Origin of the sequence: Saccharopolyspora kobensis (assembly GCF_900108315.1) — a bacterium.
Classification (GTDB): Bacteria; Actinomycetota; Actinomycetes; order Mycobacteriales; family Pseudonocardiaceae; genus Saccharopolyspora; species Saccharopolyspora kobensis.
Map to the genome: position 1 here is coordinate 672,642 of NZ_FNVB01000004.1, position 14,263 is coordinate 686,904.

Annotated in this window: 15 protein-coding genes; 7 read left to right on the forward strand and 8 right to left on the reverse strand. The window is 72.2% G+C overall.

Annotated elements, in window-relative coordinates:
* Positions 1-29: 29 nt before the first annotated feature.
* Complete coding sequence (locus C4T78_RS15940) at positions 30-617, reverse strand: TetR/AcrR family transcriptional regulator (protein WP_093345419.1); 588 nt, start codon at positions 615-617, stop codon at positions 30-32.
* 84 nt (positions 618-701) lie between these two features.
* Between C4T78_RS15940 and C4T78_RS15945 the strand changes: the two genes are divergently transcribed.
* Positions 702-1,157 (forward strand): nuclear transport factor 2 family protein, encoded by a 456-nt coding sequence (locus tag C4T78_RS15945; RefSeq protein WP_093345421.1) that lies wholly within the window; start codon positions 702-704, stop codon positions 1,155-1,157.
* A 42-nt stretch (positions 1,158-1,199) separates the two neighbouring features.
* Here the strand turns inward: C4T78_RS15945 and C4T78_RS15950 are convergent, their stop codons facing one another.
* The 3 genes from C4T78_RS15950 to C4T78_RS15960 form a co-directional block, all read right to left on the reverse strand.
* Positions 1,200-2,192, reverse strand: coding sequence for an ABC transporter permease (locus tag C4T78_RS15950; RefSeq protein WP_093345424.1), 993 nt, complete (start codon positions 2,190-2,192; stop codon positions 1,200-1,202).
* Entirely contained in the window at positions 2,189-3,103 is a 915-nt protein-coding gene (locus C4T78_RS15955) for an ABC transporter ATP-binding protein (RefSeq protein ID WP_093345427.1), read from the reverse strand. Before C4T78_RS15955 ends, C4T78_RS15950 begins: the two co-directional genes overlap by 4 nt.
* Positions 3,104-3,346: 243 nt before the next feature.
* Positions 3,347-3,757, reverse strand: coding sequence for a hypothetical protein (locus C4T78_RS15960; RefSeq protein WP_093345429.1), 411 nt, complete (start codon positions 3,755-3,757; stop codon positions 3,347-3,349).
* A 415-nt stretch (positions 3,758-4,172) separates the two neighbouring features.
* On the opposite strand from C4T78_RS15960, the gene C4T78_RS15965 reads away from it, so the two are divergent.
* Positions 4,173-4,442 carry a hypothetical protein gene (locus C4T78_RS15965; protein ID WP_143185712.1) on the forward strand — a complete coding sequence of 90 codons (270 nt, stop codon included), beginning with the start codon at positions 4,173-4,175 and terminating at the stop codon, positions 4,440-4,442.
* Here C4T78_RS15965 and C4T78_RS15970 read toward each other — a convergent pair.
* Positions 4,405-5,148, reverse strand: coding sequence for a cupin domain-containing protein (locus C4T78_RS15970; protein ID WP_093345434.1), 744 nt, complete (start codon positions 5,146-5,148; stop codon positions 4,405-4,407). The two genes, C4T78_RS15965 and C4T78_RS15970, sit on opposite strands and share 38 nt — an antisense overlap.
* An 86-nt stretch (positions 5,149-5,234) precedes the next feature.
* Between C4T78_RS15970 and C4T78_RS15975 the strand changes: the two genes are divergently transcribed.
* Positions 5,235-6,197 carry a D-2-hydroxyacid dehydrogenase family protein gene (locus C4T78_RS15975; protein WP_218161482.1) on the forward strand — a complete coding sequence of 321 codons (963 nt, stop codon included), beginning with the start codon at positions 5,235-5,237 and terminating at the stop codon, positions 6,195-6,197.
* Between the two features lie 69 nt (positions 6,198-6,266).
* On the opposite strand, the gene C4T78_RS15980 is transcribed toward C4T78_RS15975, so the two are convergent.
* Positions 6,267-7,313: an LLM class F420-dependent oxidoreductase gene (locus tag C4T78_RS15980; RefSeq protein ID WP_093345439.1), complete on the reverse strand. Its 1,047-nt coding sequence runs from the start codon at positions 7,311-7,313 to the stop codon at positions 6,267-6,269.
* Between the two features lie 247 nt (positions 7,314-7,560).
* On the opposite strand from C4T78_RS15980, the gene C4T78_RS15985 reads away from it, so the two are divergent.
* The 4 genes from C4T78_RS15985 (at position 7,561) to C4T78_RS37320 (ending at position 12,414) form a co-directional block, all read left to right on the forward strand.
* On the forward strand, positions 7,561-8,526 hold the full coding sequence (locus tag C4T78_RS15985; RefSeq protein WP_093345441.1) for a Ppx/GppA phosphatase family protein: 966 nt from the start codon (positions 7,561-7,563) through the stop codon (positions 8,524-8,526).
* A 220-nt stretch (positions 8,527-8,746) separates the two neighbouring features.
* Positions 8,747-9,139, forward strand: a complete 393-nt coding sequence (locus tag C4T78_RS15990) for a phage holin family protein (protein ID WP_093345444.1) — start codon at positions 8,747-8,749, stop codon at positions 9,137-9,139.
* A 66-nt stretch (positions 9,140-9,205) separates the two neighbouring features.
* A complete protein-coding gene (pepE, locus tag C4T78_RS15995; protein ID WP_258958344.1) occupies positions 9,206-9,958 on the forward strand; it encodes a dipeptidase PepE in 753 nt (250 codons plus the stop codon).
* A 392-nt stretch (positions 9,959-10,350) separates the two neighbouring features.
* Complete coding sequence (locus tag C4T78_RS37320; RefSeq protein ID WP_093345446.1) at positions 10,351-12,414, forward strand: sensor histidine kinase; 2,064 nt, start codon at positions 10,351-10,353, stop codon at positions 12,412-12,414.
* A gap of 22 nt (positions 12,415-12,436) precedes the next feature.
* Here the strand turns inward: C4T78_RS37320 and C4T78_RS16005 are convergent, their stop codons facing one another.
* Both C4T78_RS16005 and C4T78_RS16010 read right to left on the reverse strand, forming a co-directional pair.
* A complete protein-coding gene (locus C4T78_RS16005) occupies positions 12,437-13,072 on the reverse strand; it encodes a hypothetical protein (RefSeq protein ID WP_177247356.1) in 636 nt (211 codons plus the stop codon).
* 27 nt (positions 13,073-13,099) lie between these two features.
* Complete coding sequence (locus tag C4T78_RS16010) at positions 13,100-14,146, reverse strand: MerR family transcriptional regulator (RefSeq protein ID WP_093345448.1); 1,047 nt, start codon at positions 14,144-14,146, stop codon at positions 13,100-13,102.
* Positions 14,147-14,263 lie beyond the last annotated feature (117 nt).

Consider the following 14,263-nt stretch of genomic DNA (forward strand, 5'->3'; position numbering starts at 1 on the left):
CCCCGGCAGGTCGGGTTGGCCCGCACGCCTCAGTACTGAATTGTGGCCCCGGTCACCCGTTCTCGCGGCGCGGCGTCGACCAGCGCGGCGGCGGCGGATCGCGCGGCGCGGGCGGCGTCGGCCCGCCCGTGCACGGCGGCGGTGGCGATCGCGCCCTCGACCAGGATGAGCAGCTGCTCGGCGAGCCGGCCGGGGTCTGCCACGTCGAGCCGCTCGGTGAGTTCGCGCAGGTAGTCGTGCAGGGCCCGCTTGTGCTCGCGGGCGATTTCGGCCACCGCGGGCGCCACGCCGCCGAGCTCGCCGAAGGAGTTGAGGAACGCGCAGCCGCGGAAGCCCGGTTCGCCGAACCACTCGTGCAGCCGGTCGAAGACCGCGAGCACGGGCTGCTCGCCGCTGCGCTCGACGTGCGCGGCCAGCGCGGCCAGCCAGCGCGCGTCGCGGCGGCGCAGGTAGGCCTCGACCAGCTCGTCCTTGGAGGCGAAGCACTGGTAGAAGCGCTTGAGCGAGACGCCGGAGGCGGTGCGCAGTTCGGCCATGCCCACGGCCTGGATGCCGCGCTCGTAGAACAGGGCTTCGGCGGTGTCCAGCAGCTTGTCGGCGGCCTCGTCGCGGTCCATGCGGTGCTCTTCCGGGGTTGTGGCGAGAACGGTCGTTCTCTACGCTACCCGGAGAACGACCGTTCTCCACGAGGAGGCCCTGCCATGTCCCGCCCGCCCTTCCCGCCGTTCGACGAGCGCACCGCCGCGCAGAAGGTCCAGGCCGCCGAGGACGCGTGGAACACCCGGGATCCCGAGCGCGTCGCCGCGGCGTACACAGTGGACTCGGTGTGGCGCAACCGCGACCGGTTCGTCACCGGGCGCGCGGAGATCGTCGAGTTCCTGCGCCAGAAGTGGGCCCGCGAGCAGGACTACGCGCTGCGCAAGGAGCTCTGGAGCTTCCGGGAGAACCGCATCGCGGTGCGCTTCCAGTACGAGTGCCACGACGAGACCGGGCAGTGGTGGCGCAGCTACGGCAACGAGCTGTGGGAGTTCACCGCGGAAGGACTGATGAGCCGCCGCGAGGCCAGCATCGACGACGTGCCGATCACCGCCGCCGAACGCCGGATCTTCGGTCCCCGCCCGGAATCCGAGCGCGGTCAGCCGATCCCGATCCGCTGACCGGTGCGTGCGGTACCGCCCGGTACCGCACGCACCGGGAGATCAGGCGATCCGCACGCCGCGGGACAGCTTGTGCACGGGAGTGCGGAGCCGGCGCGCGCTCAGCCACAGCGCTCCGCCGCCCGCCAGCACGTTGAACCCGAGCCCGTAGGGCCACACGGCGGGGCTCGACGCCAGCGCGTCGGGGCGGTAGGTCTCGACGTCCGAGCGCATGGTGCGCGCCATCAGGCCGATGCCGCTGAGCGGGTCCCCTTCGACGACCGGTTCGTCCTTGCCGGTGTAGGGGTTGTACTGCATCGGCGGGGCCGGGGCCGCATCGCCCAGGATGACGAACGGGTTCGGTGCCATCAGCCACCACACGAGCTCCGGCTGCGGCACGTCGGAGGTGTAGGTCTGCCCCTCGATCGCGTAGTGCTTCTCCGTCATGGTCAGCGGCAGCGACAGGAAGAAGACGATCACCGTGCCGACGGTCAGCGCGAACACCAGCAGGTAGGACATCAGCGTCGAGGTGATCCCGCGCGCGAACAGCGCCGACAGGCCCTGCGCCATCGCGCAGATCACGCCGATCAGCAGCGCGACGACCACGATCACCGCGACGGCGCGCAGCGGGCCCACGCCACCCTCCAGGATCGCCCACGTCGCGAACGGCAGGGTCAGCACCAGGAAGACCAACCCGGTCGTCCAGGACGCCGCGAACTTGCCGAGCGTGATCTCCCACGCCGTCAGCGGCGTGACCTGCACCGTGGCGAGGGTGCCGCGCTCCCGGTCGCCGTTGACGGACTGCGCCGCCAGCGCCGGGGCCACCAGCAGCGCCAGCCCGAGCACGAACAGCATCAGGCTGCCGAACATCGGCAGGCCGATGTGGTCCATGCCGACGTCGGAGGTCGACCGCGCGACTCCCAGCCCGTACCGCAGCAGCCCGGTGAACGCCGCGATGACGGCGACCCACGCGATCAGCAGCCAGCGCCAGCGGCCGGTGCGCAGCCGCACCCGGAACTCCTGCGCGGCCACGATCTTGATCCCGCTGAGGGTCATCGGCGCTCCTCGGTGTAGGCCAGGTAGGCGGACTCCAGGTGGTTGCCGACCGGGGCGAAGCTGGACACCCGCACGCCGTCGGCGATCAGCTGGGCGAGCAGCTCCGCCGCGGCCTGCTCGGACTCGACCTGCACGTCGATGCCCGCGGAGTGCGCGGTGTGGGCGATCTCGCGCTGCGCCAGCGCGGCGGGCAGATCCCCGGCGACCGCCCGCACCCGCCACGCGGCGCGGTGGTCGAGCTCGTCCATCCGGTGCTGCCCGGCGGTCTGCCCGCCGTTGATGAACACGACCCGGTCGGCGATCTCGGCCAGCTCGCTCAGGATGTGGCTGGACACCAGCACCGCGGTGCCCTCGCCCGCCTGCGCGCGCAGCAGGTCGCGCAGCTCCACGCGGGAGCGCGGGTCGAGCCCGGAAGCGGGTTCGTCGAGCAGCAGCACCGACGGCCGGTGCACCAGCGCGCGAGCCAGCGCGAGGCGCTGCTTCTGGCCTCGTGAGAGCACGTGCACCGGCTGGTCGGCGAATCCGGCGAGGCGCACCAGGGCGAGCAGCTCGGCGACCCGGGCGCGGGACTCGGTGGCGGGCATCCGGTAGGCGTCGGCGAAGAAGGCCAGGTACTCGCGGGTGGTCAGCTGGTCGTAGACGCCGAAGGTGTCGGGCATCCAGCCGAGCTTGCGGCGCACCGCGAGCGGATCGGCGACCGGGTCGGAACCCGCCACCCGCAGCTCGCCGGAATCCGGCGCCAGCAGCGTGGCCAGCATCAGCAGCAACGTCGTCTTGCCCGCACCGTTCGGCCCGACGAGGGCGGTGACCTCGCCGTAGGGGACGTCGAGATCGATTCCGCGCACGGCCTCCACCGCGCCGAACCGGCGTCGCACGTCCCGGGCCAGGACGGCATGGTCCTGCGTAGGCATCGTGTGGCACTCCTGATCGTTGATCTTGCGTCGTAAGACGTATCGGAGTGCGATCAGGTTGCGCGCCTAGCCGTTCATGCGTGCTTTGCGGCCAGGTGGCCGACGCGGTGCGGCCATCTGCGCGGGAGCTCCAGGACTTGGCGCTCGCCCTGCTGCGACCGGTTTGGTCATTGTCTTGAACCCCAGAGGCGTTAGCCGCCGTCGGCGCTCGCACCGCGACGCAAGGTGAGCCGGAAACAGCTTTCAGGACTTGGCGCTCGGCCGGTCGGCTGTGCTCAGCGAGTTGAGGGCGTCCAGCGCGGAGGTCTTGGTCTCTTGATCGACCGAGGCGTCTTCCGGTGCCGGTTGCAGCAGCGTCTCCGACGGCGCGGCGACCGGTTCGAGGTCCGGCCGGGTGCGCTCGCGCGGGCGCTGCGGGACCGGTATCCGCGGACGCGACTGTGGGGGCGGGGCCGGTGCGCGCGGCGGCTGGCTCGCGCTGATGTAGAGCCCTTCCAGCACTAGCACGATGATCCCGATCATCAGGGCGCCGATCGCCAGCCACAGGCCGGTGGGTTCGCCGCCGGACCACCAGAGCGCGCCCGCCGCGCCGCAGCCGGCACCGGCCGCGATGGCCAGCAGGTGGAAAAGCAGGTGGACGGCGTAACCCCTCACGACCCGATTACCTCCCCGTGCTTCGATCGCGGTCCGTCCCCGGTGCGAACTGCGCTCGTCGGAATTGGGCGGCTGGTGCCGAACACGCACCCCGCTGCTGCTCGGTTGCCCGGTCGAGGGCCAGGTCACACCGCTGAAACGCGGTCGGAACTCCCGATATCCGATGGTAGCGCCCGTTCCACGCGGTTCGCCCGATCAAGGAATCCGCATCCGATATCACCTGTTCGGGCGACCAGGCCGGACGCGCCCAGCAGCCCCGACCAGCCCGTCCTACGGTGAGTCCAAAGGGCCCCCGTTCACCCGCACCGGTGCGGTGCCGGTCGGCGCGCTCGTGCCAGTCGCCGAAAACGAGGTGGCCCGGTGCTACGCACACGGGGGGTGGGTGCCGGTGATCAACTCGCTGGCTGGATTCGCGTTGGCCGCAACGATCGGGCTGGGTGCGCTCCTCGGCTCACCGCTGCTGATGTCCTGGGTCGAGCACCGGATGCTCGGCAGACGCCCGCCCGCCGGGGGCAGGCACCGCCAGGTCGTCCGGCCCAACCTGCTGGTGGTCCGGTGGCGATACGCGATCCCGGTGCCGCGCCGGGTTCCGGCCGGTGGTCCCGGCGCCATGCGCAAGCCCGGCCCGCGACGGTCCTTCGACCGGCCTACACCGGTTCCGCGCCGGGCGAAGCAACGCAGCTGACGAGCGTTTCGACCGTCGCGGCGGCCTGCGCCCGGTACCAGACGCCGCCCGGTACGACCAGCTGCGGCGACTGGCCGGCGCCCGCGCCCAGCACGCGCTGCTCGGGCTCGGCGGGCTCGGGCCCGTCGCCGCCCAGCAGGAGGATCAGCGGGCCGCCCCGGTGCCACAGCCAGAGCACGTCGGAGTCCACCGATCGCCAGGCCGAGCGCTGGGCGGGCGGCAGCAGGAAGTAGCCGGCCGTGGCCACCGGCCGCGAACCGCCCTGCGGGCTGGTCCAGGTGCGCCGGTGCCAGCCGCCCGACGGGTGCGGCAGCAGGTCGAACTCCTCGGCGGTCCGGTTGCGGGTCTCCAGCGAGACGAAGTCGCCCGCCGGATCGCGCCGCGCGTAGCGGACGCCGATCACCGCGCTGCGATCCAGCGGGCCGTAGACGTGCGGGAACAGCTGGTCGGGGGAGAAGCTGTAGGGCGGCGAGGGGTTGGCGGGCTCCCAGCGCACGGGTGCGGAGAGCTTCGCCGGGTCGAGCTCCAGCGCGATCATCGGCTCGGTGGCCGGGCGGAACACGGTGTTGGCGACGGCGAGTGCGGTGCGCACGTCCTGCGAGCAGTGCACGAAGCCGTCCGTCTGGAGGCTGGCGACGTGGATCGGCGAGTCGCGGTCGGCCTGGAAGGTGCTCAGCGGCAGCAGGTGCAGGAGCGTCGAAGTCACCCCGCCAGTTTCCCGCTTCCGGCGGGAGCGGCGCGATCAGACGGGTGTCCCCGCCCGGTCGGCCCCATAGGATCGGGGGCATGGCGATTCGGGTTGCGGTGCTGGACGACTACCAGGGCGTCGCGCGGGACTACGCGGACTGGGATTCGCTGCCCGCGCAGGTCGAGTTCTTCCACGAGCACATCGCCGACCGGGCGGAGCTGGTGCGCAGGCTGGAACCCTTCGAGGTGGTCGCCGCGATGCGCGAGCGCACCGCCTTCCCGCGCGAGGTGCTCGCGGCGCTGCCGAACCTGAAGCTGCTGGTCACCACCGGCATGCGCAACGCGTCGATCGACATGGCCGCGGCGCGCGAGCTGGGCGTCGTCGTCTCCGGTACCGGGGGAGCCGGCGCGGAGCGCGCGTGGGCGCCGACCGCCGAGCTGACCTGGGGGCTGATCTTCGCGCTGCTGCGCAAGATCCCGGAGGAGGACCGGTCGATCCGGGAGGGCGGCTGGCAGCGCGGCGTCGGCCTGGAGGTCGTGGGGCGGACGCTGGGCGTGCTCGGGCTGGGGCGGCTGGGCTCGCAGGTCGCCGCCGTCGGGAAGGCGTTCGGCATGGACGTGATCGCCTGGAGCCAGAACCTCACCGCCGAAGCCGCGGCGGCGGCCGGTGCGCGGCGGGTGGACAAGGACGAGCTGTTCGCCGCCTCCGACGTGCTGACCATCCACACCGTCCTCAGCCGCCGGACCAGGGGCCTGGTCGGTGCCGCCGAGCTGGCGCTGATGCGCCCGACCGCTTACCTGATCAACACCTCGCGCGGGCCGATCGTCGACGAGGCCGCGCTGCGGGCCGCGCTGCACGAGGGACGGCTGGCCGGTGCGGGCATCGATGTCTTCGCCCACGAGCCCCTCCCGGCGGACGACCCGTGGCGCACCACGCCGCGCACGGTGCTCACCCCGCACCTGGGCTACGTCACCGAGGACACCTACCGGGCCTTCTACACCGACACCGTCGAGAACATCGCGGCGCACCTGCGGGGAGAGCCGGTCCGCGTCCTCAACGCCGGATGACGCCCCCGGCCTCGACGGCCGAGGAGGGCGACTGCGCCGGGGCGCCCGGTCGGCGGGCGCCCCAGCCGGTCAGATGTCGGTGGCGAGCTGCTTGACCTGCTCGATGAGCTTGGCGCGGGTCGCGGAGTCACCGGCGATCGGGGTGACGTTGAGGGTGGTCACGCCCGATTCCTTCAGCGCGGCCAGCCGCTCCTTGACGTGGCTCTCCGGGCCGATCAGGGAGGTCTTCTCCAGCAGGTCGCGCGGCACCGCCGCGGCCGCCTCCTCCTTGCGGCCGCTGAGGTAGAGGTCCTGGATCAGCTCCGCCTCGGCCTCGTAGCCGTAGCGGCGGGCCAGGTTGTTGTAGAAGTTCTTGCCCTTCGCGCCCATCCCGCCGACGTAGAGAGCCACGTGCGGGCGGACGAAGTCGAGCAGGTCGTCCAGGCCCTCGCCGATGGCCAGCGGCGCCTGGGCGACCACGTCCAGCGGCGGCAGCGACGCGTCGCGCTTGGCCTTGCCCGCCGCCAGCGGCTCGCCCCAGACCTCGCCCGCGCGCTCCGGCAGGTAGAAGATCGGCTCCCAGGCCTCGGCGATCTCGGCGACCAGCTCGACGTTCTTCGGGCCGATGGCGGCGATCATGATCGGGATGCGCTCGCGCACCGGGTGGTTGATCAGCTTCAGCGGCTTGCCAAGCCCGGTGCCCTGCTCGGCGGGCAGCGGGATCGAGTAGTGCTTGCCGCTGTGCTCCACCTTCTCCCGCCGCCACACCTGGCGGCAGATGTCGACGATCTCGCGGGTGCGGCCCAGCGGGGCGTGGTAGGGCACGCCGTGGAAGCCCTCGATGACCTGCGGCCCGGACGCGCCGATGCCCAGCGTGAAGCGGCCGTCGGAGACGTAGTCCATGCCCGCGGCGGTCATCGCGGTCAGGGTGGGCGTGCGGGTGTAGATCTGCAGGATGCCGGAGGCGATCTCCAGCCGTTCGGTGCGGGCGGCGATGAAGCCCATCTGGCTGACCGCGTCGAACGAGTACGCCTCGGGGACGTAGACGATGTCCAGCCCGGCCTTCTCGTAGGTGGCCAGGTCGTCGACGGTTTCCTTGAAGCCCCCGCTGTAGTTCAGCGGCATCCCGATGCGCATCGGCCGTCCCTTCCGGTTTGCGGCAGCGGCGCTGTCCAGCCGGCCACGCCGCCGAGGTCGTCGGAGAGGTTACCGCCGAGTACGGGGCGGCGGGAATCGCCTCGCCCGGCGCGGGTGTGACCGAAATCTCAGGAAAAGGTCGTTCTGGCCGTTTTTCCGGACGTTCGGGCCCCGACAATGGGAGCATGTCGCCCCGCTACCGCATCGAAGCGCCGAACAGGCCGCGTGGTGCGCGGGTGGGCCGGGCATGAAGCTCGCTCTGCTGGACATCGGCTCCACTGCTGCGCGCCTGGAGATCGTCGACCTCGGCCGGTCCCGGATGCCGCGGGCGGACTGGAGCGTCAAGGCCCGCACCCGCCTCGCCGAGCGCACCGGTGTCGACGGCGTCGTCGACGAGCGCGGCGTGGAGCTGGCGGTGCGCGCGGTGCAGCACTGCGTGCGCGCTGCCGCCGACCAGCGGCCGGACGCGCTGGTCGCGTTCGGCACGTCCGCGGTGCGCGACGCGGCGAACGGCGCACGGCTGCGCGAGGAGCTCAGCGAGGCCGCCGGAGTGCGGATCGGCGTGCTCAGCCCCCGCGACGAAGCCGCCGTCACCTACCACGCGGCCCGGCGCTGGCACGCGCGCTGCGGCCAGCCGATGACCACTGTGGACATCGGCGGCGGCACCATCGACGTGGCCACCGGGCTGGACCTGGAGCCCACCGACGTGGTGTCGCTGCCCTTCGGTGCGGTGCGGCTGACCAGGCAGTACCTGCCGGACGACCCGCCGCGCCCGGAACAGGTCGAGGAACTGGTCGAGGCCGTGCGGCGCACCATCCCGCGCTCGCTGAGCCGCTTCGCCGAGACCGACCTGGGGCATCCGGTGGCGCTGTCGAAGGTGCTGCGGCAGCTGGCGGTGCTCACCGAGAGCACGCCGGACCGCCTCGCCCGCCACCCCGACCGCCTCTCGCGCGCCAAGCTGCGCCCCTGGATCCCGCGGCTGGCCGAACTCGACCAGGCGCAGCGCGCGGCGCTGCCCGGCGTTTCGCGCAGCCGCGCCCGCCGGATCCTGGCCGGTGCGATCGTGGCGGAGCTCATCCTGCGCACCATCGGCGTGGACGAGCTGGAGATCTGCCCGTGGGGCCTGCGGGAAGGCCTGGTCTTCCGGTTCGCCGAGGCGCACGGCGAGGCGGGCGGCGACGTCCGCGAGCTGATGACGACCCTGTTCCGCTGACGCCGGAGCGGCGCGCGGCCCCCGGAAGCCAGGTAGCGTCGGGATCGTTCATGGTCGAGACGCCGGAGGGAGTTCCAGTGGTCGTTTCGCATCGCGGAACCGCCGGCGGCGAGCACGTGCCGGCGGGCGGGCGAGGTGAACCCGCGGTGAGCGGTGGACGTGCTCAACAGCAGGGCGAGCGGTTCGCGCCGCTCGCGGACGAATCGTAGGGGGACCTGACGTGGCAGTTCTGCTGCAGCTGCTGATCACCATGGTGGCGGTGTGGATCACCACCGCGCTGCCGGGCATCGACCTGTCCGGGGAGGACACCGCCGCCAAGGTGCTCACCCTGCTCGCGGTGTCGGTGATCTTCGGCATGATCAACGTGGTGCTCAAGCCCATCGCGAAGACCCTGGGCTGCTTGCTCTACCTGATCACCCTCGGGCTGTTCGGCCTGGTGGTCAACGCGCTGCTGTTCTGGCTGACCAGCTACCTGGCCGGTCAGCTGGGCCTGCCCTTCCACGTGGACGGCTTCTGGCCAGCGTTCTGGGGCGCGCTGATCGTCACGGTCGTCAGCAGCGCGCTGGCGGGGATCGTCCGCCGGACCCAGCTCCAGGAGGACTACCGCCGCTGAGCCGCGTGCCGGGCGGAACTGCCCCGGTCCACTGTGGATCGTGGGGGAGTCGCGGTCGGATCACGGATGACACCGGGTGTCGATCAGGAGGAGAGCGACGTGGAACTGCTGCTGCTGTCCAGTTCGGTGAAGCACGGCACCGGTTTTCTCGAACACGCCATGCCCGCGGTGACCGAGCTGCTGGCCGGCCGGGACCGGCTGCTGTTCGTGCCGTTCGCCAAGCGGGACCACGACGGCTACACCGCCACCGTGCAGAACGCGGTCGGGCCGCACGGCATCACCGTCGACGGCATCCACCGGTCGGCCGACCCGGTCGCCGCGGTCCGGGACGCGCAGGCGGTGTTCATCGGCGGTGGCAACACGTTCCGGCTGCTCGCCGCCCTGCACCGGCTCGGCCTGGTCGCCGCACTGCGCGATGCGGTGCGCGGCGGCACGCCGTACATGGGGGCCAGCGCGGGCACCAACATGGCCTGCCCGACCCTGCGCACCAGCAACGACATGCCCATCGTGCAGCCGCCGTCGTTCGAGGCGATCGGGCTGGTGCCGTTCCAGATCAACCCGCACTACGTGGATCCCGACCCGGGCAGCACGCACATGGGCGAGACCCGGGAGCAGCGGATCGCGGAGTTCCTGGAGGACAACGACGTGCCGGTGCTGGGCGTCCGCGAGGGTTCCTGGCTGCGCGTGCGCGGCGAGCGCGCCGAGCTCGGCGGCACCACCGGCGCGCGCTTGTTCAGCCGCGGCGTCGATCCCCGAGACCTCGCACCGGGCGAAGATCTAACGCCGCTGCTGAGCACCGAACCGCATTTCGACTCCTGAAAGCCGGTTGGTGGTCGAGTTGCGTGCGTGGTGGCTCGGCGGAATCTGAGCGCTTCCCCGGACTGCGGGTGCCTCTCCTGGTGTATGAACGAAAACCAGGAAACCGCTCAGAACCCGCGGGTGGTCGGCCTGTGCGAGGGACTGGCGCCGCTCGCACAGGCGCGGACGGCTTCGCCGACAGGTTCTCGGCACCGGATTTCCTCGTACCGCAGCCGGATTCGCGTAGCCGTTCGATCACCCTGTGCTATGGTGCGGACATCCTGCCGAGGGTTGCATGAGCGGGACGCCGCCGATCGGCGCTCCGCACTGGGCCAAGTGGTGGAATCCCGCTGAAGGCAGCGCGGGCACCCCTGCGGGAGCACACTGGGTCGGTTCGACGGTTGCGGAGCACTGTGGCGCGGACGAGCAGTTCCGGGAGCGAGTACAAGACGATCCGGGCCCGCCTGACGCGCGTCGGCTTGGTGCCCAGCGTGATCCTGCTGGTCCTGTGGCTCGGGTTCTCCTCGTTGACGATCTACGAAGGCTTCTACGCCGTGATGGTCGCCCGCGGGGTCCAGCAGGCCTCGCTCCCGGCGGGCCGGAGCCTGGTCGAGCTGCAGGCGGAGCGCCGCATGGCGCTGGAGCGCTTCAGCCGCCCGGGCAGCGATCCGGCCGCCATGGCCGCCCAGCGCGCCCGGACCGATGCGGCGCTCGCGGAGACGCGGCCGAACTTCGACGGGCTGATCGACGATTCGCCGCAGGCGATCGCCGGTCAGGTCCGGACGCTGGACGGGTTGCTGGCCGAACTCCCGGAGCGGCGGGCCGGGATGGATTCCGGCGCGATCTCGCGCCAGGAGACCTTCGATTACTACAACCGGCTGCTGGACGCCTGGGCCGACCTGTTCGACACCCAGGCGCGGATCGTGCCGGACCTGGCCGCCAGCCACGCCGGACTTGCGGGCAGCGAGGTGGTGCGGGCGGCCGATCAGATGTCGCAGGCCGCGTCGCTGGGCAGCGCCGCGCTGGCCGGTGGCGGGTTCGGCGACATCGATCACGTGGCGTTCGCGCACCTGGTCGGCTCCTACCACGCCAGGCTCGACACGAACCTTCCCGTCATGGAGCCGAACGGCGCCGCGCTCCTGCGGCAGCTCACCACGAGCGAGGCCTGGCGGAAGCTGGTCTCCTTCGAGAACGAGCTGATCGAACGCCCGCCCCGGCCCGGCGTGACCCCGGTGGATCCGGTGGAGTGGGGACAGGTCACCGCCGAGGTCTCGGAGAAGCTGATCGAGGTCGCCCAGCAGCAGGCCCGCGAAGGCGTCGAACTCGGCTTGGACAACGGCAACAGCCGGCTCCTGGAGGTGCTGGCGATCAGCCTGGTGGGGCTGCTGGTCGTGCTGGTCAGCATCGTGCTCGCGGCCCGCGTCGCCCGCGGCCTGGTGGACCGGACGCTGGTCTCCCGGTTGGCGAGCCTGAGCGACGACACGCTGCGGCTCGCCCACGAGCGCCTGCCGGACATCATGGCCCGGCTGGAGCGCGGCGAGCAGGTCGACGTCGAGGCCGAGCTCGCGCCGCTGGACTACGGCACCGACGAGATCGGCCAGGTCGCCGACGCGTTCAACACCGCGCACCACACGGCGGTGGCCGCCGCGGTGCAGGAGAACCACGCCAAGGCCGGGTTCAACAAGGTCTTCCTCGGCATCGCGCACCGCAACCAGGGCCTGGTGCACCGCCAGCTGAAGGTGCTCGACCGGATGGAGCGCAACGAGGAGCACCCGGAGCGGCTGGCCGGGCTGTTCGAGCTGGACCACCTGGCCACCCGCGCCCGCCGCAACGCCGAGAACCTGGTGGTGCTGGCCGGGGTGCAGGCGGGGCGCAAGTGGCGCAAGCCGGTGCGGCTGGCCGACGTGGTGCGCGCGGCGGTCGCCGAGACCGAGCACTTCGACCGCATCCAGGTGCACCGGGCGCCGGATCTCTCGGTGGTCGGCGCGGCGGTGGGCGACGTGATCCACCTGCTGGCCGAGCTGATGGACAACGCCACGTCGTTCTCCGCGCCGGAGTCGCAGGTGCACGTCTACTGCGGCGACACCACGCGCGGCGGTGTGCTGGTGCGGATCGAGGACGCGGGCATGGGCATGCGCCCGGCCGAGCGCGACGAGGCCAACGTCCTGCTGGCCAGCAAGCCGAAGTTCGAGGACATCACGCTGCGCGGCGATTCCCGCCTCGGCCTGTTCGTGGTGGCCGTGCTGGCCTCCCGCCGCGGCATCAAGGTGGAACTGCGCGAGGCGTCGGGCGAGGGCACGGTGGCCTACGTCCGGCTGCCCAGCAACATCGTGGCGCACGACCGGCTCTTCGAGGACCGGTCGGAGGAACCGGATCTGCTGCGCCTGCCGGCCTCGCCCGCCGCCGAGCGGTCGTCGAGCGCCTCGGACGACCGGGTCCGGCCGAAGTGGAAGGGCCGGGACCGGCCCGGCGACTGACCACTCCGTCCACAGTGGCCGGTCAGGCCGGGGTCAGCGCGGTGATCGCCCGGCCGAGCGAGTCCTGCTCGGCGGCGGGCAGCCAGCGAGCGGCGTGCAGCATGTGCAGGGCGGTGCGCAGGCGCGCGCGGTCGTCGTCGGTGCCGAGATCGCCGAGCCGCGCGGGCAGCACGAGGGCGAGCGCTTTCAGGTCGCGACGGGCGCAGAACTCCGCGATCAGGTCGTCGATCAGCTCGGCGGCGGGGTTGACCGGGCGCAGCCCTTCGGCGATGGCGAACCGGGTCCAGTCCGCGTACTGGCCGGGCGGGACGTCGCCGATGTGCCGGGCGGCCAGCGCGAAGTGCTCCTGCGCCCGGTCGTGCTGGTCGAGGTCGCGGTAGGACTTCGCCAGGTTCAGGTGCAGCGAGGTGAAGAACCCGGCCACCCGCTCGTCGGCGACCCGCTCCGCGCGGGCCAGGCTCTCCCGGTTCCAGTGCAGCGCCCGCTCGGGAGACGGCTGGTGCCGGGCGAGGTAGTGGGCGGCGATGCTGGCCTCGTAGTCGTCGGTGGCGAGTTCCCAGGCCTGCTGGAAGTGCTCGCGCGCGTCGTCGTCCCGGCCTTCGGCCTCGGCCCGCATGCCCTGCGAGCAGAGCTGGACGACGGGATTGTCGGGGTTCACGGTCGGATTCCTCTCGAAGTCGGGTGTTCAGCGCACGGGCATGACCAGGGTGGTGAAGCTGCCCTGGTCGGCGGAGCGGACCACCACCGGCCGGTCCGGTGCGGAGAACTCCAGCAGGACGTCGGGCCCGACACCGGCCTCCAGCGCCGGGACGAGCACCGCCGGATCGAAGGCGATGCGCAGCGGTGGCCCGGTGTGCACGGCGGGCCGCTCGACGGTGCTCCCGTCGCGGTCGGTGATCAGCAGGCGTCCGTCGTCGGTGCGCAGGACGACCGGGCCGGGCGACCGGAGCAGCGCCGCGCACAGGGCGCTGCGGTCGGTGATGACCCGGTTCTCCGGCTCGGGCAGGTCGTCCAGGATCAGCTTGTAGTCGGGGAAGGTCTCGTCGCAGGTCGGCAGGGCACGCGACCGGCCGCTGCCGTGCAACCGGGCGCCCCGGTCGTCGACCTCGATGCCGACCTCGGCCAGCGGCAGCGCCCAGGACGCGATGTCGGCCAGTTCGGCGGCGTCGACCACGAGCCTCGTCGCGGCGCCGTCGGTGAACGCCGGGCGCAGCGTCCGGACCGCCAGCCGGTAGCGGTCCGTGGCGACCAGCCGCACCTCCTCGTCGAGCTCGACGAGGATGCAGCCCAGCACCGGGAACTCCGCCCGGGCGGCGGCTCCGGCGACCGACGGTGACACCTGGCGCACGGCGCTGGACAGCTCCGCTCCGCCGAGGCGGACCAGCGTCCGACGCTCACCGCCCGGCAGCGAGCGCAGGATCTCCCCGATCTCGGCCTGCGCGGCCGCCGCCACGTCCCGAGCTCGCTGCGCGTGTGCCGTCAGCGCGGCACGGGCCTGCTCAGCGGTGCCGTCGAGCACCGCGCCGACCTCGGGCAACGGCACTCCCGCCGCCCGCAACCGGCGCAGCAGCACGGCGCGGGAGAGCTGGCCGGGGGAGTAGTAGCGGTACCCGGTCACCGCGTCGACGTGCGCGGGGAGCAGCACGTCGCAGTCGTCGTAGAAGCGCAGCGCGCTCGGCGTCAACCCGGCCTGCCGGGCGAAGGCGCCGATGTTCAGGAGCTCGTCGTCCATGGGAGCGATTGTCGGCCTTCAACTCGCTTGAAGGTCAAACCCGGAGAACCTGTCCGCCGAAAGGATTCGGCGGCGATACCGGGACGGCCTGGCCAGCGGTGCCGTCGGGTGCGAGCG